Origin of the sequence: Pseudomonas cimarronensis (assembly GCF_049331905.1) — a bacterium.
In the GTDB taxonomy this organism is placed as follows: domain Bacteria; phylum Pseudomonadota; class Gammaproteobacteria; order Pseudomonadales; family Pseudomonadaceae; genus Aquipseudomonas.
Window position 1 is genome coordinate 2,853,987 of the sequence record NZ_CP186283.1, and the last position, 22,677, is coordinate 2,876,663.

Annotated in this window: 20 protein-coding genes; 8 read left to right on the top strand and 12 right to left on the bottom strand. The window is 60.3% G+C overall.

Annotated features, from left to right (window positions below; translation table 11 throughout):
* Positions 1 to 63 precede the first annotated feature (63 nt).
* Entirely contained in the window at positions 64 to 936 is an 873-nt protein-coding gene (locus ACOCLD_RS13300; protein ID WP_257778363.1) for an outer membrane protein OmpK, read from the top strand.
* Positions 937 to 1,140: 204 nt separating this feature from the next.
* On the opposite strand, the gene ACOCLD_RS13305 is transcribed toward ACOCLD_RS13300, so the two are convergent.
* Both ACOCLD_RS13305 and moaA read right to left on the bottom strand, forming a co-directional pair.
* Positions 1,141 to 1,962, bottom strand: coding sequence for a transporter substrate-binding domain-containing protein (locus ACOCLD_RS13305; protein ID WP_422909506.1), 822 nt, complete (start codon positions 1,960 to 1,962; stop codon positions 1,141 to 1,143).
* 51 nt (positions 1,963 to 2,013) lie between these two features.
* Positions 2,014 to 3,006 (bottom strand): GTP 3',8-cyclase MoaA, encoded by a 993-nt coding sequence (gene moaA / locus ACOCLD_RS13310; RefSeq protein WP_422909507.1) that lies wholly within the window; start codon positions 3,004 to 3,006, stop codon positions 2,014 to 2,016.
* 215 nt (positions 3,007 to 3,221) lie between these two features.
* Here moaA and ACOCLD_RS13315 point away from each other — a divergent pair, with 215 nt between their 5' ends.
* Positions 3,222 to 3,866, top strand: coding sequence for a TetR/AcrR family transcriptional regulator (locus ACOCLD_RS13315; protein ID WP_422909508.1), 645 nt, complete (start codon positions 3,222 to 3,224; stop codon positions 3,864 to 3,866).
* A gap of 215 nt (positions 3,867 to 4,081) precedes the next feature.
* Here ACOCLD_RS13315 and ACOCLD_RS13320 read toward each other — a convergent pair whose 3' ends face one another.
* Positions 4,082 to 4,522, bottom strand: coding sequence for a GlcG/HbpS family heme-binding protein (locus ACOCLD_RS13320; RefSeq protein WP_090386575.1), 441 nt, complete (start codon positions 4,520 to 4,522; stop codon positions 4,082 to 4,084).
* 605 nt (positions 4,523 to 5,127) lie between these two features.
* On the opposite strand from ACOCLD_RS13320, the gene gcl reads away from it, so the two are divergent.
* The 6 genes from gcl (at position 5,128) to ACOCLD_RS13350 (ending at position 12,640) form a co-directional block, all read left to right on the top strand.
* Positions 5,128 to 6,903, top strand: a complete 1,776-nt coding sequence (gcl, locus tag ACOCLD_RS13325) for a glyoxylate carboligase (protein ID WP_422909509.1) — start codon at positions 5,128 to 5,130, stop codon at positions 6,901 to 6,903.
* A 62-nt stretch (positions 6,904 to 6,965) separates the two neighbouring features.
* Positions 6,966 to 7,748 (top strand): hydroxypyruvate isomerase, encoded by a 783-nt coding sequence (hyi, locus tag ACOCLD_RS13330; RefSeq protein WP_257778359.1) that lies wholly within the window; start codon positions 6,966 to 6,968, stop codon positions 7,746 to 7,748.
* A 17-nt stretch (positions 7,749 to 7,765) separates the two neighbouring features.
* Entirely contained in the window at positions 7,766 to 8,656 is an 891-nt protein-coding gene (locus ACOCLD_RS13335; protein WP_233684985.1) for a 2-hydroxy-3-oxopropionate reductase, read from the top strand.
* A 190-nt stretch (positions 8,657 to 8,846) separates the two neighbouring features.
* Positions 8,847 to 10,133: a glycerate kinase type-2 family protein gene (locus ACOCLD_RS13340; protein WP_392539846.1), complete on the top strand. Its 1,287-nt coding sequence runs from the start codon at positions 8,847 to 8,849 to the stop codon at positions 10,131 to 10,133.
* The gene (gene pyk / locus ACOCLD_RS13345; protein ID WP_422909510.1) at positions 10,130 to 11,545 is read left to right on the top strand and encodes a pyruvate kinase; all 1,416 of its coding nucleotides are present in this window, start codon (positions 10,130 to 10,132) and stop codon (positions 11,543 to 11,545) included. Before ACOCLD_RS13340 ends, pyk begins: the two co-directional genes overlap by 4 nt.
* Positions 11,546 to 11,689: 144 nt before the next feature.
* Positions 11,690 to 12,640, top strand: a complete 951-nt coding sequence (locus ACOCLD_RS13350; protein WP_422909511.1) for an urea transporter — start codon at positions 11,690 to 11,692, stop codon at positions 12,638 to 12,640.
* A gap of 8 nt (positions 12,641 to 12,648) precedes the next feature.
* On the opposite strand, the gene argR is transcribed toward ACOCLD_RS13350, so the two are convergent.
* The 9 genes from argR to ACOCLD_RS13395 form a co-directional block, all read right to left on the bottom strand.
* On the bottom strand, positions 12,649 to 13,629 hold the full coding sequence (gene argR, locus ACOCLD_RS13355; RefSeq protein ID WP_392539843.1) for a transcriptional regulator ArgR: 981 nt from the start codon (positions 13,627 to 13,629) through the stop codon (positions 12,649 to 12,651).
* 67 nt (positions 13,630 to 13,696) lie between these two features.
* Positions 13,697 to 14,461, bottom strand: a complete 765-nt coding sequence (locus tag ACOCLD_RS13360; RefSeq protein ID WP_422909512.1) for an ABC transporter ATP-binding protein — start codon at positions 14,459 to 14,461, stop codon at positions 13,697 to 13,699.
* 18 nt (positions 14,462 to 14,479) lie between these two features.
* On the bottom strand, positions 14,480 to 15,592 hold the full coding sequence (locus ACOCLD_RS13365; RefSeq protein WP_257778355.1) for a succinylglutamate desuccinylase/aspartoacylase family protein: 1,113 nt from the start codon (positions 15,590 to 15,592) through the stop codon (positions 14,480 to 14,482).
* A 10-nt stretch (positions 15,593 to 15,602) separates the two neighbouring features.
* Positions 15,603 to 16,301 (bottom strand): ABC transporter permease, encoded by a 699-nt coding sequence (locus ACOCLD_RS13370; RefSeq protein ID WP_233684992.1) that lies wholly within the window; start codon positions 16,299 to 16,301, stop codon positions 15,603 to 15,605.
* A 15-nt stretch (positions 16,302 to 16,316) separates the two neighbouring features.
* Positions 16,317 to 17,006, bottom strand: a complete 690-nt coding sequence (locus ACOCLD_RS13375; protein WP_392539841.1) for an ABC transporter permease — start codon at positions 17,004 to 17,006, stop codon at positions 16,317 to 16,319.
* Positions 17,007 to 17,200: 194 nt separating this feature from the next.
* Positions 17,201 to 17,980, bottom strand: a complete 780-nt coding sequence (locus ACOCLD_RS13380; protein WP_422909513.1) for an ABC transporter substrate-binding protein — start codon at positions 17,978 to 17,980, stop codon at positions 17,201 to 17,203.
* A gap of 528 nt (positions 17,981 to 18,508) precedes the next feature.
* Positions 18,509 to 20,464 carry an acetate--CoA ligase gene (acs, locus tag ACOCLD_RS13385; protein ID WP_257778353.1) on the bottom strand — a complete coding sequence of 652 codons (1,956 nt, stop codon included), beginning with the start codon at positions 20,462 to 20,464 and terminating at the stop codon, positions 18,509 to 18,511.
* A 245-nt stretch (positions 20,465 to 20,709) separates the two neighbouring features.
* Positions 20,710 to 21,603 carry a DUF4824 family protein gene (locus tag ACOCLD_RS13390; RefSeq protein WP_422909514.1) on the bottom strand — a complete coding sequence of 298 codons (894 nt, stop codon included), beginning with the start codon at positions 21,601 to 21,603 and terminating at the stop codon, positions 20,710 to 20,712.
* Positions 21,600 to 22,673: a DUF2157 domain-containing protein gene (locus tag ACOCLD_RS13395; RefSeq protein ID WP_422909515.1), complete on the bottom strand. Its 1,074-nt coding sequence runs from the start codon at positions 22,671 to 22,673 to the stop codon at positions 21,600 to 21,602. The genes ACOCLD_RS13390 and ACOCLD_RS13395 overlap by 4 nt, the downstream gene beginning before the upstream one ends.
* Positions 22,674 to 22,677 lie beyond the last annotated feature (4 nt).

The following is a 22,677-nucleotide window of genomic DNA, read 5'->3' on the forward strand; positions in this document are numbered from 1 at the left end:
ACTGAGCCTGCGGTTCGCCGCAGGCTCAAGAAACCTTGTAAGTCCAATAATAAGGAAACCATGATGAAACTGAAGCACCTGCCCTATAGCATCGCCCTCGCGACCGGACTGTTTTCCGCTCAGCAAGCCCTGGCCAGCGATGCCTTCCTCTGGCAAGACACCAGCTTGTCCTACCTCTACGGCAGCAACTTCCAGCGCCTGAACAACAACGCCGAAGAGCAACGCTCGCAGAGCACCTTCACCCTGGAAAACGCCAGTGGCTGGACCTGGGGCGACACCTTCTTCTTCCTCGACTACATCGACGCCGACAACAGCCAGGCGCGCGGCAGCAACTTTGGCAACCTCAAGGTCAAAGAGAAGAGCAGCTTCTACTACATGGAGTTCTCGCCACGCGTAAGCCTCAGCTGGCTGACCGGCCAGGATCTCTCGGTAGGCCCGCTGAAGGATGTCTACGCAGCCTTCACCTATGAAAAAGGCAACGGCGGCCCTGGCACCGAAAACTATCTGTATGGCATCGGCACTGCTTGGAACGCTCCGGGCTTCGCCTACCTGAACGCCAACCTGTATGCGGTGAAGATCAATAACCACATCTTCTTCGACCATGATTTCAAGGCATCGGACAAGGGCAACGGCCACACGTACCAGCTGACCGTAAGCGGCGCCTATCCGTTTGCCATTGGCGAACAGGACTTTGTGGTCGACGGTTATATCGACTGGCGCGCCCCATCCAGCGATGCCGGCACCCAAACGTCGGTCGGCTCCTCGATCCAGATCAAATGGGATGCTGGCAAGGCGCTGTTCGGCGAAGGCCGCAAGCTGTATGTCGGTACCGAGCTGAACATGTGGCACAACAAGTACGGCATCAAGCCAATTGACGGCTCCACCAATGGCTTCGATCAGACCGCCGTGCAAGCGCTGGTCAAGTACCACTTCTAAGCCGCTGCGCTTGATGCGGATCGCCGGGTAGGCGGCCTCCGCAACCAAAGGGGATGGCAGTGCTGCCATCCCCTTTTTATTGCCTATAGAGCGGTTTATGGCCGCTATCAGCTTTTTCGCGGACGTGGCCCACGCCTATACCCACGGCACGGTTACGCGCAGAAAAAAACCGCTCAATGGAGCGGTTTTTGTTGGTTCATCACATCACTGCGACTGCGCTTGCTTGAGCTTTTTCCGCTCCAGGAAATCCAGCTTCCATTGCTCCAGACCGATGCGCTCGGGGTCCAGATTAGCTTCGACCTTGTACTGGTTTTTCAGCGCGGCAATCTCACTTTTCTGCTCGACCAGAAAACGGTCAAAACGCTGCATCAAGGCCGTGTGCTTGAGAGTTGAAAGCTTGAAGCTGCCACGGTTGTGCGGCAGCGTTGGATCAAATACCAGGGCGCCAGGCCGGGCACGGATGTTGTCCAGGTAATGAGTGGCCACCACCACGTTGAAATAGGCACCGTCAGTGTCCTTCTTCAACGCCTGGCGAATCATCTGGCGCAGGTCATCGCTGTAGGTCAGCTCGATCTGCCCGGCATCGATCCGCCCCTGATAGCCCCAAGGCGTCCAGCCATTGACCATGGCCAGCCGCTTGACCTGCTCAAGCGGCTGGCCCAGGCGCTGCGGCGCCACCAGTACACCATCAACATAGTCGACCACTGCCTGGCTGTAGATCATTGGCTTACCAGCCTTCTGCGTCTGCGCCCAGGTGTCGCTGTCCGGGTACTTCAGGTCTACCTGACCATTGAGCAGCGCCGGCAACAAGTGCTCGACTGGCAGCACCTTGTAGCTCAGCTCCACCCCGCTTTTCTGAGCAAACAGGTCAAACAGATCACGGGCAAACCCCTGGTACTGGCCTTGCGCGTCGATGCTGTAATGCGGGGCGAAGGCCAGTTTCTCGACACCGATCACATAGCTTTCAGCCTGGACGGTGGTGCAACAGACTACGGCGAACAAACTGCAGACGTGCAAAGGCTTCACAGCAAACCTCCTGTTAAGTGTGATGTTGATTGGCAATGCAAAAAGACAGCGCTAGCCGCCGGTCATGCTCATAAAGCGCACCACCTGCACCTGGCTATCGCTCTCGAAGTGATGGCGTTCAGGTTTCAACTGCAAAGCCTGCATCAGGGCATCCCGCAAGCGTTGACTGTCGCCGGGGTGGGCACGCATCAGGCCTTTCAGGTCCAGGGCATTCTCATGCCCCAGGCAAAGCACCAGTTTGCCCTCGGCGGTGACCCGCACGCGGTTGCAGTCGCCGCAGAAGTTGTGGCTGTGCGGCGAGATAAAACCCACCTGGGTATCGCTGCCAACCACCTGCCAATAGCGCGACGGCCCGCCGGTCAGCTTGCTGCTGCGCACCAGGGCGTAACGCTGTTCGATGCGTTCACGCACCTCGTCGCTGGAGCAGAAGGTCTGCTCGCGCTGGTGGCTGGAAATACTGCCCAGCGGCATTTCTTCGATAAAACTGATGTCCAGGCCACGCGCCATGGCGAACTCGACCAGATCGAGCACTTCGTCATCGTTGCGGTCTTTCTGCACCACGGCGTTGAGTTTGATCTTGCGAAAACCCGCAGCGCGCGCCACCTCGATGCCTTCCAGCACCTGATCGAGTTTGTCCCGACGGGTAAACGCAGCAAAGCGCTCGCGCTGCAGCGAATCCAGGCTGACGTTCAGACGCTTGACCCCGGCCGCGCGCAGTTGCGGCGCCAACTCGGCGAGTTGCGAGCCATTGGTGGTGATGGCCAGGTCTTCCAGTTCCGGACGCTGGCCCAGGCGAGTCAGCAGGCTCAGCAGGTTTTTGCGCACCAGCGGCTCGCCACCGGTGATGCGGATGCGTTTGACCCCCAGGCCAATAAAGGCGTCCGCCACCGCATAGAGCTCTTCAAGGCTGAGGATCTGCTCGCGCGGGGCGAACACCATGTCCTCACTCATGCAGTAGGTGCAGCGGAAATCACAGCGATCGGTAACCGATAACCGTAGATAGGTGATGCGCCGACCGAAGGGGTCAACCAGCTGATTGTTCACTACGTGTCTCCTGGAGCTCTACGAGCCGAGACTTTTTGTTATGAATGCATAGGGCGAGATAAAAACAGAAAAATTAAATTTTGTATACAACAACCTGACCTGCAAGTCAGATAGCCCGCCAGAGCCCAGGCCACAAGCCTTGAGCGCCGCGCAAAGCCGGTGCTACCATCCCGGCGCTGCCCAGCGACGGGCGTTCGACAGAAGCAAAGAGGCTTATGACCAGTATTCGCGAGCGTAACAGAGAGCTGATTTTACGCGCAGCCAGTGAGGAGTTCGCCGACAAAGGCTTTGCTGCCAGCAAAACCAGCGATATCGCCGCCAAGGCCGGGGTGCCCAAGCCCAACGTCTACTACTACTTCAAGTCGAAAGAAAACCTCTACCGCGAAGTGCTGGAAAGCATTATCGAACCGCTGCTGGAAGCCTCGGCGCCGTTCAATCAACCGGGCAAACCCGCCGACGTGCTGCGCGCCTATATCCGCTCGAAGATCCGCATTTCCCGCGAACTGCCGTTTGCCTCCAAGGTGTTCGCCAGCGAAATCATGCACGGCGCGCCGCATCTATCCGCCGACCAGACCGAACAGCTCAATGCCCAGGCCAAGCACAACATCTCCTGCATCCAGGGCTGGATCGACCAGGGCCTGATGGCCAAGATTGACCCACATCACCTGTTGTTCAGCATCTGGGCCGCAACCCAGACCTACGCCGACTTCGACTGGCAGATTTCCACCGTCACCGGCAAAGCCAGCCTCGATGAAGCCGATTACGAGGCCGCCGCGCAGACCATCATCCGCCTGGTGATCAAAGGCTGCGAGATCGACGAAACCCAGCCCAGCCCGTCCGAGCAGGTCACCAACGCCTAAGCCGGGTTATCCGCCCCGCCCCGGATAAACGGCACCCATAAAAAACGGTGAATGCCGCAAAGCATTCACCGTTTTTTATTGCCTACGAAACCTGTGGGAGGCGCTTTAGCGGCGAGCTGTTAATCGCTTCAGTCGCGGCTACGACTGCATGGATGCATGAGGTAGAGCGAAGCAGGATGCCCGAGCCGAAAGCCCCTCCCACAAGCCGTCCACTATCAAGCAGCGATACCCGCATCCGGTTTCAGCCCGACCGACTCCACAGCACTCACCGCGCACTGCTCATCAATATCCGAGGTATCACCAGTGATACCCACTGCACCGATCACCTCGCCGCGCTCATCACGAATCAGCACACCACCCGGTGCCGGCACCAGTTGACCGTCTGCCAGGTTGTTTACCGCACCGATAAATGCCGGGCGTTGCTGTGCGTCGGCCGCGATCAGGCGCGAGCCCTTGCCCAGCGCCAACGCGCCCCAAGCCTTGCCGATGGCGATCTGCGGGCGTAGCAGGCTGGCGCCGTCTTCACGCTGCAGGCTGATCAGGTGACCGCCGGCATCCAGCACGGCAACAGTCAGCGGCGCGGCAGAGATTTCCCGACCGACCGCCAGGGCGCGGTTACTGATGGTGGTGGCGATTTGCAGATTCAACGTACTCATCTTGGGTCTTCCTCAATGCTGATAAATATTAGGGTTTGTTGCCGTTTCATCGCGAACCGCGTTGCAGCAAGAAATGGCCCCCGGTTAGGCGCAGGACGCAGGTAATGGTTGTTCCCTTGCCAAGTCCTGCAACAACAGCGGGGGCCATTTCCTGCGCAACCCGAAGGGCCGGGCCGGTTTTTGCGCGATGCGGCGTTTCTCGTCGCTTATTTGGAACAACCAAACCACGCTCCTCGTGCCTTGCCTCGCGCAAAAACCGGCTCCGGCGCGGCCGCGACTGAAACGGCAACAGACCCTTAAAAACACCCAGCGCTGCGCCGCCTACAGGGCGATTGACAGCTGCCGGGCAATCCAAAGCTCGCCACCACTATCCCACCAGAAACAAAAAACTCAATAGTCGAATACAATACAAATAGTATTTGTATACAGTTACGCGTATCGATTTCCGCATCAGATCAAGCACCCCAGCTAAAACGCTTGTTTTAAAAGATTTTTTGCCAGACGGCGGCTTGGCGACAAAACGTGTTGACCAGAAGGTCAGGCCATGAATAGAATCCAAGCCAGCTGTTTTGTATACAATCTGATAACAAACGAGGCACAAGACAATGGCCAAAATGAGAGCAATCGAGGCCGCCGTACTGGTGATGCGCCGCGAAGGCGTTGACACTGCGTTCGGCATTCCCGGCGCCGCCATCAACCCCCTGTACGCTGCACTGAAAAAAGTCGGCGGTATCGACCACGTCCTGGCTCGCCACGTCGAAGGTGCCTCGCACATGGCTGAGGGTTACACCCGCACCAATGCCGGCAACATCGGTGTGTGCATCGGCACTTCCGGCCCTGCTGGCACTGACATGGTCACCGGGCTGTACTCGGCATCAGCCGACTCCATTCCAATTCTGTGCATCACCGGTCAAGCCCCGCGTGCCCGTATGCACAAGGAAGACTTCCAGGCCGTCGACATCACCAGCATCGTCAAGCCGGTGACCAAGTGGGCGACTACCGTGATGGAGCCAGGCCAAGTGCCGCGCGCCTTCCAGAAGGCCTTCTATGAAATGCGCAGCGGTCGTCCTGGCCCGGTGCTGATCGACCTGCCGTTCGACGTGCAGATGGCCGAAATTGAATTCGACATCGACGCCTACGAGCCGCTGCCGCTGGCCAAACCGGCCACTAACCGCGTGCAGGCAGAAAAAGCCATCGCCATGCTCAACGACGCCGAGCGTCCGTTGCTGGTGGCTGGTGGCGGTATCTTCAACGCTGATGCGGCCGACAAACTGGTGGAATTCGCCGAACTGACCGGCGTGCCGGTGGTACCGACCCTGATGGGCTGGGGCGTGATACCGGATGACCACAAGCTGATGGTCGGCATGGTCGGTCTGCAGACTTCACACCGTTACGGCAACGCCACCCTGCTGGCTTCCGACCTGGTGTTCGGTATCGGTAACCGCTGGGCCAACCGCCACACCGGTTCGGTTGAGGTCTACACCGAAGGCCGCAAGTTCATCCACGTCGACATCGAACCGACGCAGATTGGCCGCGTGTTCAACCCGGACCTGGGCATCGTTTCCGATGCAGGCTCGGCGCTGGACGCCTTCCTAGAAGTAGCCCGCGAGTGGAAAGCCGCTGGCAAGCTGAAAGATCGCAGCGCCTGGTTGGACAGCTGCCGCGAGCGTAAGCGCACCCTGCAGCGCAAGACCCACTTCGACAACGTGCCGGCCAAGCCGCAGCGCGTGTACGAAGAGATGAACGAAGCGTTCGGCAAGGACACCTGCTACGTCACCACCATCGGTCTGTCGCAGATCGCCGGCGCGCAGTTCCTCCACGTCTACAAGCCGCGTCACTGGATCAACTGTGGTCAGGCCGGCCCGCTGGGCTGGACCATTCCGGCAGCGCTGGGTGTGGTCAAGGCCGACCCCTCGCGCTCCGTTGTAGCGCTGTCCGGCGACTACGACTTCCAGTTCATGATCGAAGAGCTGGCGGTAGGCGCGCAGTTCAACCTGCCGTACATCCACGTGCTGGTGAACAACTCCTACCTGGGTCTGATCCGTCAGGCGCAGCGCGGCTTCGAGATCGACTACTGCGTACAGCTGGCGTTCGAGAACATCAACGCGCCGGAAATCAACGGCTACGGTGTTGACCACGTTGCTGTGGTGGAAGGCCTGGGCTGTAAAGCCATCCGCGTGTTCGACCCGAACGAGCTGCAAAACGCCTTCGCCGAAGCCAAGCGCCTGATGGCCGAGCACCGCGTACCGGTGGTGGTGGAAATTATCCTGGAGCGTGTCACCAACATCTCCATGGGTACCGAAATCAACGCCGTCAACGAGTTCGAAGAACTGGCCGAACGCGGCGTCGACGCCCCGACTGCCATCTCGCTGCTCGACTAAATCGCTTACTGAACCAGTAGCCCGGATAGGTTATCCGGGCTGCGCAAGACAAGGAGCACACCATGCCCCGTTTTGCCGCCAACCTGTCGATGCTGTTCACCGAAGTGGACTTCATGGACCGTTTCGCCGCTGCCGCCGATGCTGGCTTTAGCGGTGTTGAATACCTGTTCCCCTACGATTTCAGCGCCGAAGAAATCAAAGCGCGCCTGGATGCCAACAAACTTGAGCAGGTGCTGTTCAACCTGCCGGCTGGCGATTGGGCCAAAGGTGAGCGTGGTATCGCCTGCCACCCTGACCGCGTTGAAGAATTCCGCGCTGGCGTGGACAAAGCCATCGCCTACGCCAAGGTATTGGGCAACACGCAGATCAACTGCCTGGCCGGTATCCGCCCGCAAGGTCTGGATTGCGCCACAGTCGAACAGACCTTTGTCGACAACCTCAAGTTTGCCGCTGAAAAACTGCAAGCTGCGGGCATCAAGCTGGTCATGGAAATGATCAACACCCGCGACATCCCGGGCTTCTACCTGAACACCACGAAGCAGGCCCTGGCGATTCGCGACAAGGTCGCAAGCAGCAACCTGTTCCTGCAATACGACATCTACCACATGCAAATCATGGAAGGTGACCTGGCGCGTACCGTCGAGGCCAACCTGCCTGTGATCAACCATGTGCAGTTGGCTGACAACCCGGGCCGCAACGAGCCGGGCACTGGCGAGATCAACTACCGCTTCCTCTTCGAGCACCTGGACCGCATTGGCTACCAGGGCTGGATCGGCTGTGAATACAAGCCGGCAACCACCACCGCTGCCGGCCTCGGCTGGATGAAGGCACATAACGCAATCTGAATCAGAGGATATTTCTCATGGCAAAAATCGGATTTATCGGCACCGGCATCATGGGCAAGCCTATGGCGCAGAACCTGCAAAATGCCGGGCACACCCTGTTCTTCTCCGAGCACTTCGACAAGGCTCCGGCCGACCTGCTGGGCAACAACGGCATCGGCCTGGCCAACCCACGCGAAGTGGCGCAGGAAGCCGAATTCATCATCATCATGGTGCCGGACACCCCCCAGGTTGAAGACGTGCTGTTCCGCGCTGACGGCGTAGCCGCAGGCGTGGGCGCTGGCAAAGTAGTGATCGACATGAGCTCGATCTCGCCGACCGCCACCAAGCAGTTCGCCGAGAAAATCAAAGCCACTGGCGCGGCCTACCTGGATGCTCCGGTATCCGGCGGTGAAGTCGGTGCCAAAGCGGCCACCCTGTCGATCATGGTCGGCGGTTGCCCGAATGCCTTCGAACGCGCCCTGCCGCTGTTCCAGGCCATGGGCAAGAACATCACCCGCGTTGGCGGTAACGGTGACGGTCAGACCGCCAAGGTCGCCAACCAGATCATCGTCGCCCTGAACATCCAGGCAGTGGCCGAAGCCCTGCTGTTCGCCGCCAAGAACGGCGCCGATCCAGCCAAGGTGCGTGAAGCGCTGATGGGCGGTTTCGCCGGCTCGAAGATCCTTGAAGTGCACGGCGAGCGCATGATCAAGGGCACCTTCGACCCAGGCTTCCGTATCAGCCTGCACCAGAAAGACCTCAACCTGGCCCTGGCCGGTGCACGCGAGCTGGGCCTCAACCTGCCCAACACCGCCAACGCCCAGCAAGTGTTCAGCACCTGTGCAGCCATCGGTGGCAGCAACTGGGACCACTCGGCGTTGATCAAAGGTCTGGAACACATGGCCAACTTCAACATCCGCGGCGAGTAAGCAACAGGTTTCAGAGCGGGGTCAGCCGCCCTGAAACAACCCTTTCGATCTGTCCGGCAGGCGGTGTCACGGCCTGCCTGCCGGGTGGGTCGATTCTAGTGCGCAGCGCCTTGGCCCAGGGCGCTGCGCACTAGAATCGAACGTGCTTCAGTAATAAAAAGTGGCTCCGGCCCTATCAAGAGAGATCGCCATGTCCATCGATCCGTCTTTCAATCCAACGTCCCTGCTGCGCGAGCTGTTCGCCAGCGCCATCGACGCCGCTCACCCGCGCCAAGTGCTGGCTGATTACCTGCCGGAAGACCGCAGCGGCCGCGTTATCGTGATCGGCGCAGGTAAAGCCGCTGCGGCCATGGCCGAAGTGATCGAGCAGGAATGGCAAGGTGAAGTCTCTGGCCTGGTGGTCACCCGCTATGAACACGGCGCCAACTGCCGGAAGATCGAAGTGGTGGAAGCCGCCCACCCGGTTCCGGATGATGCCGGCGAGCGCGTAGCGCGCCGCGTACTGGAACTGGTGAGCAACCTCAGCGAAGCCGACAAGGTGATCTTTCTGCTGTCCGGTGGTGGCTCGTCCCTGCTCGCCCTGCCCGCTGCCGGCATCAGCCTGAAAGACAAACAAGCGGTCAACAAGGCGCTGCTGAAATCCGGCGCCTCGATTGGCGAAATGAACTGCGTGCGCAAGCACCTTTCCGCCATCAAAGGCGGCCGCCTGGCCAAAGCCAGCTGGCCGGCCAGCGTCTACACCTATGCGATTTCCGATGTACCGGGCGATGAAGCCACGGTGATCGCCTCCGGCCCGACCGTGGCCGACCCGACCACTTCGGCCGAGGCACTGGCAATCCTCGCCCGCTACAGCATCGAAATCCCGGCCAACGTGCGCGCCTGGCTGCAGAACCCGGCCTCGGAAACCGTCAAACCAGGCGACCCGTGCCTGGCCCGCAGCCACTTCCAGCTGATCGCCCGTCCGCAGCAATCCCTCGACGCCGCAGCGGCCAAAGCCCGCGCAGCAGGCCTCCCGGTGCTCATCCTCGGTGATCTGGAGGGCGAATCGCGGGAAGTGGCCAAGGTACATGCCGGCATTGCCAAACAGGTGCGCCTGCATGGCCAGCCGATCAAGGCACCCTGCGTGATTCTCTCCGGCGGTGAAACCACCGTGACCGTGCGCGGCAATGGCCGTGGCGGGCGCAACGCCGAATTTCTCCTGAGCCTGACTGACAGCCTCAAGGGCCTGCCTGGCGTCTACGCCCTGGCTGGCGACACCGATGGCATTGACGGTTCGGAAGACAACGCCGGGGCCATCATGACCCCCGACAGCTATGCCCGCGCCCATGATCTGGGCCTGAGCAGCAGCGATGAGCTGGATAACAACAACGGCTACGGCTACTTCGCCGCCCTCGATCAACTGATCGTTACCGGGCCGACGCGTACCAACGTCAACGATTTTCGCGCCATCCTCATTCTTGAGAACCCTGCCCAATGAACGCCGACAAGAAAGTAAAAATCCTCGCCACCCTTGGCCCAGCGATCAAAACCATCGACGACATCCGCCAGCTGGTCGAAAACGGGGTCAACCTGTTCCGCCTCAATTTCAGCCACGGCGAACACGCCGACCACGCCCAGCGTTACAACTGGGTGCGTGAAGTCGAACAACAGCTGAATACCCCGATCGGCATCCTCATGGACCTGCAAGGGCCGAAGCTGCGCGTTGGCCGCTTTGCCGAGGGCAAGGTCAACCTGCAACGTGGCCAGACCCTGCGTCTGGATCTGGACAGCACGCCGGGTGACGTCAACCGGGTCAACCTGCCGCACCCGGAAATCATCGAAGCGCTGCAACCAGGCATGAGCCTGCTGCTCGACGATGGCCGCCTGCGCCTGCAAGTTACTGCCAAGCACAGCGATGCAGTGATCACCGAAGTGATCGCCGGTGGCGAGCTGTCCGACCGCAAGGGCGTCAACGTGCCGGAAGCGGTGCTGCAACTCAGCCCGCTGACCGAGAAAGATCGCCGCGACCTGAGCTTCGGCCTGGAACTAGGTGTGGACTGGGTGGCGCTGTCGTTCGTGCAACGCCCGGAAGACATCATCGAAGCCCGCGAATTGATTCAGGGCAAGGCCGCGCTGATGGCCAAGATCGAGAAGCCCTCGGCGGTGATTCACCTGGAAGAAATCGCCAAGCTGTGCGACGCAATCATGGTCGCCCGTGGTGACCTGGGCGTGGAAGTACCGGCGGAAAACGTACCGCGCATCCAGAAGGACATCATCCGCACCTGCCGTCAGCTCGGCCGGCCGGTGGTGGTGGCCACGCAGATGCTCGAATCCATGCGTTTCTCCCCTGCGCCAACCCGCGCCGAGGTCACTGACGTGGCCAACGCTGTGGCCGAAGGCGCCGATGCGGTGATGCTCTCGGCGGAAACCGCTTCCGGTGATTACCCGCAGGAAGCCGTGCAGATGATGAGCAAGATCATCCGCCAGGTGGAAAACGGCCCGGACTTCCAGGCTCAGCTGGATGTCAGCCGCCCGCAGGCAGAAGCCACCGCGTCTGACGCGATCAGCTGCGCGATCCGCCGCATCAGCAGCATCCTGCCGGTCGCCACACTGGTGAACTACACCGAGTCGGGCAACTCCAGCCTGCGCGCCTCACGCGAGCGGCCGAAAGCACCAATCCTCAGTCTGACCCCGAACCTCGATACCGCTCGCCGCCTGAGTGTGGCCTGGGGTGTGTATTCGGTGGTCAATGCACGCCTGAGCAAGGTCGAGGAAGTCACCCGCACGGCCCTGGAAACCGCCCGCTCGGCTGGGTTGGCCAACACTGGTGACACCGTGGTGATTACCGCTGGCGAGCCATTCGGCCAGCCTGGCAGCACCAACAGCCTGCGGATTGAAATCCTGCATTGATCAAAAGCGCTGCGACAGACCCCAGCACCGCCGCAGCGCACCACTCCCACGCTGGCTTTGCCAGTTTGAAGGCACTCACTGTTCCCGCGGTGGGTGCCTCTTTTTATTCCCGGCCCCGGTGATTGTTTACTCAGGTTCGTCTGTATGTCGCCATTACCGCTCCCCACCCACGCATTGCAGGGCTTTCGCACCCTGCTCAACGGCTTCAGTCAGATTTTTCTGCAAGCCAACTCCGGCTGCGGCCTGCTGGTGCTCCTGGCGATTGCCATCGGTGCTCCGCAACTGCTTGGCGGCGCACTGCTCGGTTGCCTGAGCAGCACATTGACCGCGCAGCGCCGGGGTTATGCCAAAGCCGACATCGAACTCGGCTTGTACGGTTACAACGGCGTGCTGCTGGGTATGCTGATCAGCCTACAGTTCGCCTGGTCAGCGCTGTTACCGCTGTTGATCATCGTCAGTGCCGGAGCCTCCAGCCTGCTGCTGAGCGTATGGATGCGCTGTATGCGCGAACGTCAGTGGCTGCCGGCCTTCACCTTTCCCTTTGTCGGCCTGAGCTGGCTGCTGCTGTGGCTGGCCCCGGTTCTGCAGCTTGAGCTGACGCAGCCCGTACCCAGTGCTGCACAAGCACTGGACTGGTGGGCCAGCCTGATTGCCATGGCGCGCGGCTTGGGCCAGGTGATTTTTCTCGATCAACCATTGGCCGGCGTCTGCCTGCTGCTGGGTCTGCTTCTGGCGGATCGACGCGCCGCCTGCTGGGCGCTGCTCGGCTCAACGGGCGGCTTGGCGCTGGCACTGTATCAAGGGCTACCGCAACACAGTGCGCTGACCGGTCTGTATGGCTATAACGCCGCGCTGGCGGCTATCGCCCTCAGTCAGGTGCATCGCCGCATTTGGCTGCCAGCCCTGGGTATCGCCCTGGCGCTGGTGCTGCAACCCGGCTTCAGCGCCCTGGGTCTACCAGCGCTGACCATGCCGTTTATCCTCACCTGCTGGCTGGTCAGCGCCACGCAACGCCTGCTGCGCAAAGCCGCGGCCGACTGCACGCCACTGCCGCCGGCCAGCCAAGACAAGGTACGTCGAGAAAAGATGCCCTGAGGGAAAAATCAGCCGCGCTCGATGGGCGTCGACGTCAGCTCGAATGGGCTGTTGCTGCGGCGCTGGTTACGGTCTTCACGCGGCGTGGCGCCGAAGAAGTTGCGGTAGGCGCTGGAGAAATGAGGGCCTGAGGAGAAGCCGCAGGACAGGCCGATCTGGATGATCGATTTGCTGGTTTGCATCAGCAACTGGCGCGCTTTGTTCAGGCGCAGTTCCAGGTAGTACTGGCTGGGCACGCGGTTGAGGTACTGCTTGAAGATGCGTTCCAGCTGACGCCGCGACACGCAGACGTGCTGGGCAATTTCGTCGGTGGTCAGCGGCTCTTCGATATTGGCTTCCATCAGCAACACGGCCTGGGTCAGCTTGGGGTGGCTGGAGCCCAGACGGTTCTGCAGCGGAATGCGCTGGCGCTCGCCGCCTTCACGGATGCGTTCAACCACCAACTCTTCGGAAACCGCACCGGCCAGCTCCGCACCGTGATCACGGGCCAGCAGGGCCAGCAGCAGATCAAGCACAGCCAGGCCGCCACAGGCGGTCAGGCGATCACGGTCCCAGTCGAATAGATGACTGGTGGCAATTACCTTGGGGAATCGCTCACTGAAGTCATCCTGCCAGCGCCAGTGCACCGAGGCGCGGTAGCCATCGAGCAAACCCAGCTGTGCCAGCGGGTAGACCCCGGCGGCAATCGCGCCGATCACGCAGCCGCTGCGAACCAGTTGCTTGAGCGCGGCGGAGAGCGCGGCAGGCATCGGCCCTGGTGGCTCATCGGCGAGCAGAAAGAGCTTCTGGCAGCCTTCCAGCTTGCCCACCCAGGATTCCCCCGGCAGCCGCCATGCGCCGTCCAGCGGTGCTTCAGCCTGCAGAAACAGCAGCTCGTAGACCACCTCGGGGTGCACGCGCTGGGCAACGCGCAGCGCTTCTTCCGCCAAGGCCAGGGTCAGGGGCTTGGTGTTGGGCCAAAGCAGGAAGCCAATTCGGTGGGCATTCATGGGGGGCAGTTTAGGCTCTGTTGGCGATTATGGGCATAGCTCGGATGCGTGCAGATGTTGCTGTGGGTTATTTGAGACTGCCAGAAAGGAACTGCTGCAGACGTTCGGATTGTGGATTGGCCAGCACTTCTTTCGGGCAGCCACGCTCTTCCACCACGCCTTTGTGGAGGAACACCAACTGGTTGGACACTTCACGGGCAAAGCCCATTTCGTGGGTCACCACGACCATGGTGCGGCCTTCCTGCGCCAGATCCTGCATAACCTTCAACACTTCACCCACCAGCTCCGGGTCCAGCGCCGAAGTCGGCTCATCAAACAGCATCACCTCAGGCTCCATGGCCAGGGCACGGGCAATCGCCACACGCTGCTGCTCGCCGCCGCTCATATGTGCCGGGTAGGCATCTTTACGATGGGCCACGCCAACCTTGTTCAGGTAGTACTCGGCTTTTTCCAGGGCGTCCTTCTTACTCATACCGAGCACGTGGACCGGAGCTTCCATGACGTTTTCCAACACGCTCATGTGCGACCACAGGTTGAAGTGCTGAAACACCATCGACAAGCGCGAACGCATGCGCTGAAGCTGCTTGGGATCAGCGGCTTTCAGGCCACTGTCCTTGTTGGCCACCAGTTTCAGCTCTTCGTTGTTGAGCAGAATCTTGCCGCCGTGCGGTTGCTCCAGCAGGTTGATGCAACGCAGGAAGGTACTTTTACCGGAACCACTGGAGCCAATAATGCTGATCACATCGCCGGCCTTGGCCGCCAGTGACACGCCTTTCAATACTTCGTGGCTGCCGTAGCGCTTGTGCAGATCCTGAACTTCAAGTTTGTACATGGTTTCCACTCTCTTGAATCAGTCGCTGAGCAAGCGACCCTGGCGAATAGGGGTACGACCGGCCACCTTGGCCAACCACAAACCGGGCTGGGCAAAACGCAACCGTTCGCGCGCATAGAGCACACCGTCTGTGGCAGCGCAGACAGTGGTGTGGCGATCGTCCAACGGATCGATCACCTCAAACAGGGGATCACCGGCCTTAACCCGCGCGCCCACCGGTTGCAGAAAACTCACCACCCCGGCATGTGGCGCATACACATACTGCGCACCGGCAAAGGGCGTGGCCTCACAGCTTTCCGCGGGCGCGGCCGGCCAGTCACCGGCGATCAGGCCCTGTTCGGCAAGGAACGCCAGAATGCTTTCGGCGCTGGCCTCGGCCTGCGGTTTACCGGTATCGGCCATGCCGCCCAGCTCGACAGTCACCGCCAGGCTGGCCATTGGCACCACTGCCTGAGGAAACTGCCGGGCCAGATTGACCCAGGGCAAGGCGCAGGCCTCATCAAAGGAATTGCCGCCGGAGTCCTCGACGGTCAGCGCCGCACCGGCCTGCAAGCGAGCGGCCAGGGTGCGCAGCTGTGGCCATTGCTGCGGCAACAGGTAGAGGTGCACGGCAGCATCGAAATCACAGTGCAGGTCGAGCACCACATCGGCATCGCAGGCATGTTTCAGCAATAGGCGCTGCATGCCTTGCAGCTCAGATCCTGCAGGAGGCAAGGCGTCCAGTGCAGCGAGCATGGCCGTGCGAATCATCCGTACATTGCTCGGCCCGTCCTGTCCCAGACAACCGTGCAATGCCGGTGCAATGGCGGCCGCCAGGTCAGGGAAGTCGCGGTTGAAGTTCTTCCCGCTGCCCAGTTCGAAGCGGCCCTGATGGCTGGCCTGGAACATCTGCCCCAGACCAATCGGGTTGGCCACCGGTACCAGTTCGATCACCCCGGTCAGCCGCCCCTGGGCTTCCAACTCACGCAAACGGCGCTTGAGCTCCACCGCCACGCGCATGCCTGGCAGCTCATCGGCATGCAGCGAGGCCTGGATATAGGCCTTGCACGGGCCATGGCCGAAACGGAACACGCTCAAGCGGCGTTCAGTGCCAGGGCAGCCCCAGGGCAATGGATGATCAATACGCTGCATGCTCTGTTCCTCAGGCCTTGCGCGGGGCCAGGTAGGCCAGCCAGCGGCGTTCGGCCAGCTTGAACAGGCGTACGAGGATAAAGGTCAGGCACAGGTAGAACAGGCCGGCCGTGATAAACGCCTCGAACGGCAGGTAGTACTGCGAACTAACGGTGCGCGCCGCGCCGGTGATGTCGATCAGGGTGACGATCGAGGCCAGCGAGGTGGTGTGCAGCATCATGATTACTTCGTTGCTGTACTGCGGTAGTGCGCGGCGCAGGGCCGACGGCAGGAGGATGCGGCGGTACAGCTTGAAGCGCGACATGCCCATGGCCTTGGCGGCTTCGATTTCACCATGCGGTGTGGCCTTAAGGCTGCCGGCGAGAATCTCCGCGCTGTAGGCACTGGTGTTGATGGCAAACGCCAGGCAGGCACAGAAGGTGGCACTGGAGAAGTACGGCCACAGCGCACTCTCACGCACGACCTCGAACTGCGCCAGGCCGTAATAGATGAGAAACAGCTGCACCAGCATCGGCGTGCCGCGAATCACATAGGTGTAGAGCCAGGCCGGGAAGTTGACCAGCGCCGATTTGGACACGCGCATCAGGCCCAGAGGAATGGCCAGGGCCAGGCCACAGGCCAGGGAAATCAGCAGAATTTTCAGGGTCACCAGCACGCCACCAAAGTACAGCGGCAGGTTTTCCAGGATTACGTTGTAGTCAAAGATCATCGCTGCGCTCCCCGCTTACAGATCAGCGGCTTTGATGCCGACCGAGTAACGTTTTTCCAGGTAACGCAAAGCCAGCAGCGACACGCTGGTCAGCACCAGGTACAGGGCCGCCACGGCCAGGTAGAAGGTGAACGGCTCGCGGGTGGCATCAGCGGCGCTTTTCGCCTTGAACATCATGTCCTGCAGCCCCACCACGGAAATCAGCGCGGTGGCTTTGGTCAGTACCAACCAGTTGTTGGTGAAGCCAGGAATGGCGAAGCGAATCATCTGTGGCACCAGGATGCGGAAGAACACCTGCATACCGTTCATGCCGTAAGCCGCACCGGCTTCGGCCTGACCTTTGGGGATGGCCATAAAGGCGCCACGGAAGGTCTCCGACAGGTAAGCACCAAAGATAAAACCCATGGTGAACACGCCGGCAATAAAGGGATTGATATCGATGTAGTCGTCGTAGCCGAGCAGCGGCGCGATACGGTTCACCATGTCCTGGCCGCCGTAGAAGATCAGCAGGATCAGCACCAGATCGGGAATCCCGCGGATTACCGTGGCGTAGGTTTCACCCAGCAGCGCCAGCCACTTGATCGGCGACAGGCGAAACGCCGCACCCAGCAGACCCAAGACGATGGCCACGGCCATCGAGGTCAGCGCCAGAATCAGGGTGAGCCAGGCACCCTCCAGAATGGTCGAGCCGTAGCCGTTGAGCATGCTCTGCTTACCTCATGCAAACGCCGCGAGGCGCCTGGGAGTACAACAAAAATAGTACCGGGAGCAATTTTCACGTCGCTCCGCGACGGCCTGAAGGGTGACCAGCACGGGCTGGTGATCACAAAAAAGTGGCGCAAACATCAGGTTGAAGCCCGTTTGCGCCACTTTCAGTGCAAGCGGTCAAGCGAACTCAATCACTCGCCGTAGACGTTGAAATTGAAGTACTTGTCCTGCACTTCCTTGTACTTGCCGTTGGCGCGGATGGCCAGGATGGCAGCGCTGATCTTGTCAGCCAGGGCCTTGTCGCCTTTACGCACAGCGATACCGGCGCCCATGCCGATGTATTTCTCGTCGCTGAAGTCCGGGCCTACCAGGGCGAAGCCTTTACCGGCGTCAGTCTTGATAAAGCCGTCGTCGATATTCACGACGTCAGCAAAGGTGGCGTCCAGACGACCGGAAGCCAGGTCGAGGAAGGCTTCGTTCTGCGAGCTGTAACGCACGATCTCGACACCGGCAGGAGCAAAGATGTCAGTGGCGTAACGGTCATAGGTGGAGGCGCGCTGTACGCCAACTTTTTTGCCTTTCAGATCAACCAGCGGGTCGTTGATCACGGTGCCGGCCTTCATCGCCAGCTTGCCTGGGGTCTGGTAGTACTTGCCGCTGAAATCAACCGATTTCAGGCGATCTTCGGTGATGCTCATCGACGACAGTACGGCGTCGAACTTGCGCACTTTCAACGCGGGGATCAGGCCGTCGAATTCCTGCTCGATCCATTTGCATTCCACTTTCATCTCTTCGCACAGGGCGACGCCGATGTCGTAGTCAAAACCGCTGATGGCACCTTCAGGGGTTTTGAAGGCGAACGGTGGGTAAGCTGCTTCGATACCGATACGCAGAGGCTTGGCATCGTCGGCCATGGCCAGCGGCGACAGCATGGACAGCGCCAGTGCGCCGAGAAGTGCAATCTTCTTCATCTTGTGACTCCTTCGAATGGGAATGGCATCGGTTGGCAGAGATTGTTCGGGTATGCATCCAGCCTTGCATGAATTGTAGTGAGTCACCGCCAAGCTGCGCGTTGTGCGCACGCCAGACGGCCCCAGCCGGGTGAGCGGCATTCTAGCGACAGCTCGAAAGTCGATATTTCTTCAATGCGACAAGTAATTACAAAAGACCCGGACGGGTATAGCGAGGATATTGACAGCCCCTGGAAAATATGCAGAGACAGAAAAGACAGTAAACCAGTAGATAAAGCAATTAACGCGCCGAAAACATACAAGCCCACTGTTTTAGGGGATTGGGCGACGATTCTATTTTCAGGCCCAGAAAAATCGCCGCGCTATTTTGGCGCAAAACGTTCCCACACACCCCATAAAAGTGCGCACTGTTACACCCGAGTGACGAGTAAATACCCAGATGAAAATCTGGTAACGCCCCACAAAGCACAACGCCCTGCCCGGCTTGTGGCCGAAACAGGGCGTTGTCTACAGGCGTTTCAACCGAAGTCAGGCAGCCTGCATGTCGCGGTGAGTGTCGATAAGGTGCTGCACCACGCCAGGATCGGCCAGCGTGGAGATATCGCCGAGTGCATCGTATTCGGCGGTTGCGATCTTGCGCAGGATACGGCGCATGATCTTGCCCGAGCGGGTTTTCGGCAGGCCTGGGGCCCACTGAATCACGTCCGGTGAGGCAATCGGACCGATTTCCTTGCGCACCCAGTTTTTCAACTCCTGGCGCAATTGCTCGGATGGCTGCTCGCCGCCATTCAAGGTGACGTAAACATAGATGCCCTGCCCTTTGATGTCGTGCGGCACACCAACCACGGCAGCCTCGGCGACTTTCGGGTGAGCGACCATGGCGCTTTCGATCTCGGCGGTGCCCATACGGTGGCCGGATACGTTGAGCACGTCATCAACGCGCCCCGTGATCCAGTAGTAACCGTCTTCGTCGCGGCGCGCGCCGTCACCGGTGAAATACATGCCCTTGAAGGTCTTGAAGTAGGTATCAACGAAACGGTCGTGATCGCCGTACAAAGTACGCGCCTGACCCGGCCAGGAATCGATGATCACCAGGTTGCCTTCGGCAGCCCCCTCGATCAGGTTGCCCAGGTTGTCCACCAGCGCTGGCTGCACGCCGAAGAACGGACGGGTAGCCGAACCTGGCTTGAGTGCGGTGGCGCCCGGCAGCGGGCTGATCAGAATGCCGCCGGTTTCGGTCTGCCACCAGGTATCAACAATCGGGCAACGCTCTTTACCGACAGTCTTGTAGTACCAGCTCCAGGCTTCCGGGTTGATCGGCTCACCGACCGAGCCGAGCAGGCGCAGGCTGGAACCATCGGCACCGGCCACCGCCGCATCGCCCTGGGCCATCATGGCGCGAATCGCCGTCGGTGCGGTGTAGAGGATGTTGACCTTGTGCTTGTCGACGATCTTCGACACGCGGGTGATATCCGGGTAGTTCGGAATACCCTCGAACAGCAGCGTAGTCGCGCCATTGGCCAGCGGGCCGTAGACGATATAGCTGTGGCCAGTGACCCAACCCACGTCGGCGGTGCACCAATAAACATCGCCCGGTTTGTAGTCGAACACCCGCTCATGGGTCAGTGCGGCATACACCAGGTAGCCACCAGTGGTGTGCTGCACGCCTTTCGGCTTACCGGTGGAGCCCGAGGTGTAGAGGATAAACAGTGCTTCCTCGGCGCCCATTTCCTTCGGTGCGCAGTGGCTGGAGGCCACGGCCATCAGGTCTTCGTACCAGATGTCGCGGTGCTGGTTCCACTTGATCGGGCTGGCAGTGCGCTTGCAGACGATGACCTTCTGCACACTGCTGGTTTCCGGGTTGGTCAGCGCGTCATCAACGTTGGCTTTCAGCGGGGTTTTCTTGCCGCCGCGCAGGCCTTCGTCAGCGGTGATCACCACCTTGGATTGGCAGTCGATGATGCGCCCGGCTAGGGCCTCAGGAGAGAAGCCGCCGAACACCACCGAATGGATCGCGCCGATACGGGTACAGGCGAGCATCGCCACCACCGCCTGCGGGATCATCGGCATATAGATGGTCACCACATCGCCACGGTGCACGTCCTGCCCGCGCAGGGCATTGGCGAACTTGCACACCTGCTCGTGCAGCTGGCGGTAGGTGATTTCCTCATGCTCGGACGGGTCGTCACCTTCCCAGATGATTGCCACCTGATCGCCACGCTCTGCCAGGTGACGGTCCAGGCAGTTATAGGACACGTTGAGGGTGCCATCGGCGAACCACTTGATGTCGACGTGGTGATCGTCGAAAGAAGTCTGTTTGACCTTGGTGAACGGCTTGATCCAGTCGATGCGCTTGGCCTGCTCACGCCAGAACCCGTCGGGGTTGATCACCGACTGCTGGTACATGGCTTTATAGGTAGCCTCATCAGTCAGCGACTGGGCCGCCACCTCAGGGCGCACGGGATACAAGGACGCAGCACTCATCAGAAACACCTCGGTGGGTAGTTGTTGTTCTATGTGCCATTTTGTAGCCAGCCCCCTACCGGAGGGCCATTCGACCATGGTCTTAACGCTCTGCGACGATAGTCTTAGGGGTTTTCGCGGGTAAAAAAAAGGCGACCCGAGAGGTCGCCACCCAAATCATTCCAGGGAGAGGAATGGAGAAACGCTTGCATCCAAACCACGCAGGATTGGAACATCTGCAGTCTCCCCCGCCTACGCCCCGCGAGCTATTGCACCTTGGTCGTAGGTAGCCCCTGTTCGCGCGCTGCCAGCTCGACAAACCAGGGCTCCAGACGCCGACCAAAGGCCAGTTCGGCGTTAAAGCGTTTGGCATGCCCCTGATCCGTTCGCTCGTCGTATTCCTTCAGCTTGGCAAAGGTTGCATGCCAGCGCAGCGGCAAATTGAGGCTTTGCAGGCCGGGGGTTTCGGCCGAACCGCCGAACTGCCAGACCCAGCGCTGCGCTTGCGGACGCGGGTCATCGCCTTCACCCGTCCATGGTGTGACCATGCTGCTAGCCTGCGCCTCGACTATCGCGCGCACGATGGCGTAGCGCTGGCGGTCCGGATAACGCGCGCGCAGCACCTGCTGATCGAGCCCGACATCTACCACCAGCAGGCGGCTGGCGCGCTGCTGTTCTTGCTCAAGCATCTTGCCGGAATACTCAGCCGCCTCGCGCAGCTCCTGGCTGTCGGGAACGGATCTGGCCAGGCGCAATGCTTCAGCATGAGCCGCCTGGGCCAGGGCCACCTCGCGCTGATAGGCCGGGCCATCGAGTTCCAGCACCAGCAATGCATCGCGGTCCAGTTGTCGGCGATAACGGCGTACGCCTTCATCATTCAGCTCCCCAGGCAAGGCAAACCCCAGCTCGGCCATTTTCTCGACGCTGATCGACAGGTAGGTATTTTCGCTGTCGCGACTGGGCCAGCGGTAATCCAGGCGTAGCGTCAGGCTGCTGTTGTCCTTGCGCCAATAGGCGTAGGTATTGCCCAGCTCGCGCTCGCTCAACTGCAGGCTGCTATCCGCCGGTTCCTCGCGGTTCCAGGCCGCGCCGAGCAACACAACAGCATTGACCAGGCCGATTAGCAGCAGGCCGGCAATCAGGTACTGTGCACGCTTCATTGCCCACCTCCCAGCAGCCCATGGCGACTGCGCAAGCGCCGCAGCACCAGCAGAATCAGCACCGCACTCAGGCCCAGCACCAGGAAGAACAGGTACTTGGGCATGCTGTCCCACCACCAGTCGAACAGCTTGGTGTAGAGGAAGATCACAAAAAAGCTCAGCCCGGTGTTCACCACCTCCGCCCAGTCACGACGCACGCCCAGCCAGATCACCAGCGCCGCCAGGATAAAGCCGGCCGACTGGTAAACCGTTTCGATCATTTCCACCGGCCAGTTCAGGTAACTGGCCTCGCCCCAATACGCGAGCACCAGTACCGGCAGAAATACCCCGAGCAAGCCAAATACCCGGTAGATCACAGCAAAGCCAGCAAAACGACGCTGATCAACCAGCAGCGGTAGCACGAAAATCAGCAGCGCTGCAGGGATGAAATTCTCAGGCCGCTGAGCAAACCCCAGCCAGTAGATGCCATCCCAGCTACCGATGCGCGCCGCCATAAAGGCCAGCAAACAGCTGAGCCCCGCAGCCAGTAGCAGGCGTGCGCCGCAGGCATAAGCCAGCAGCAGCGCGTAGAGCGCCCAGGGCAGCAAGGCGTTGTTTGATGGGGTGATATTGAATATCTGCCCAAGCATGACGATGTTCAGCACAAAACAGGTAAAGGCCACCAGCGCCGCCAGCTTGCTGAAGTAGCCCGAGCTATCGAGGCGCTGAACCCATAGCGTCAAACCGAACGAGGCGAGGCTCGCGCTCAGCAGAATCGTCACCTGGCTCCGGGTGCCGAACAATCCCCAGAACTGATAGAACAGAAAAAACACACTGGCGGCCAACGCCAGCGCGCCCAGGAACGAGGCAATGCGCATCCCCAGCGACAATTGCCGGGCCTGAATATCGTGATCAATATCAAAGGCCGCCAGATAGCGGTTAAGCAATTGCTGCTGATAGCCATACAGACTGGCGCGCTGGCTGTCACTCAGGCTCAGCACCTGCTCGGCCTCAAGGCGCGCCAATTCGCGGTTGAAAACGCCGATGTCATCGGCACGTTGCTGGGCATCGCTGCGGTTTATGTTGGGCATGGCA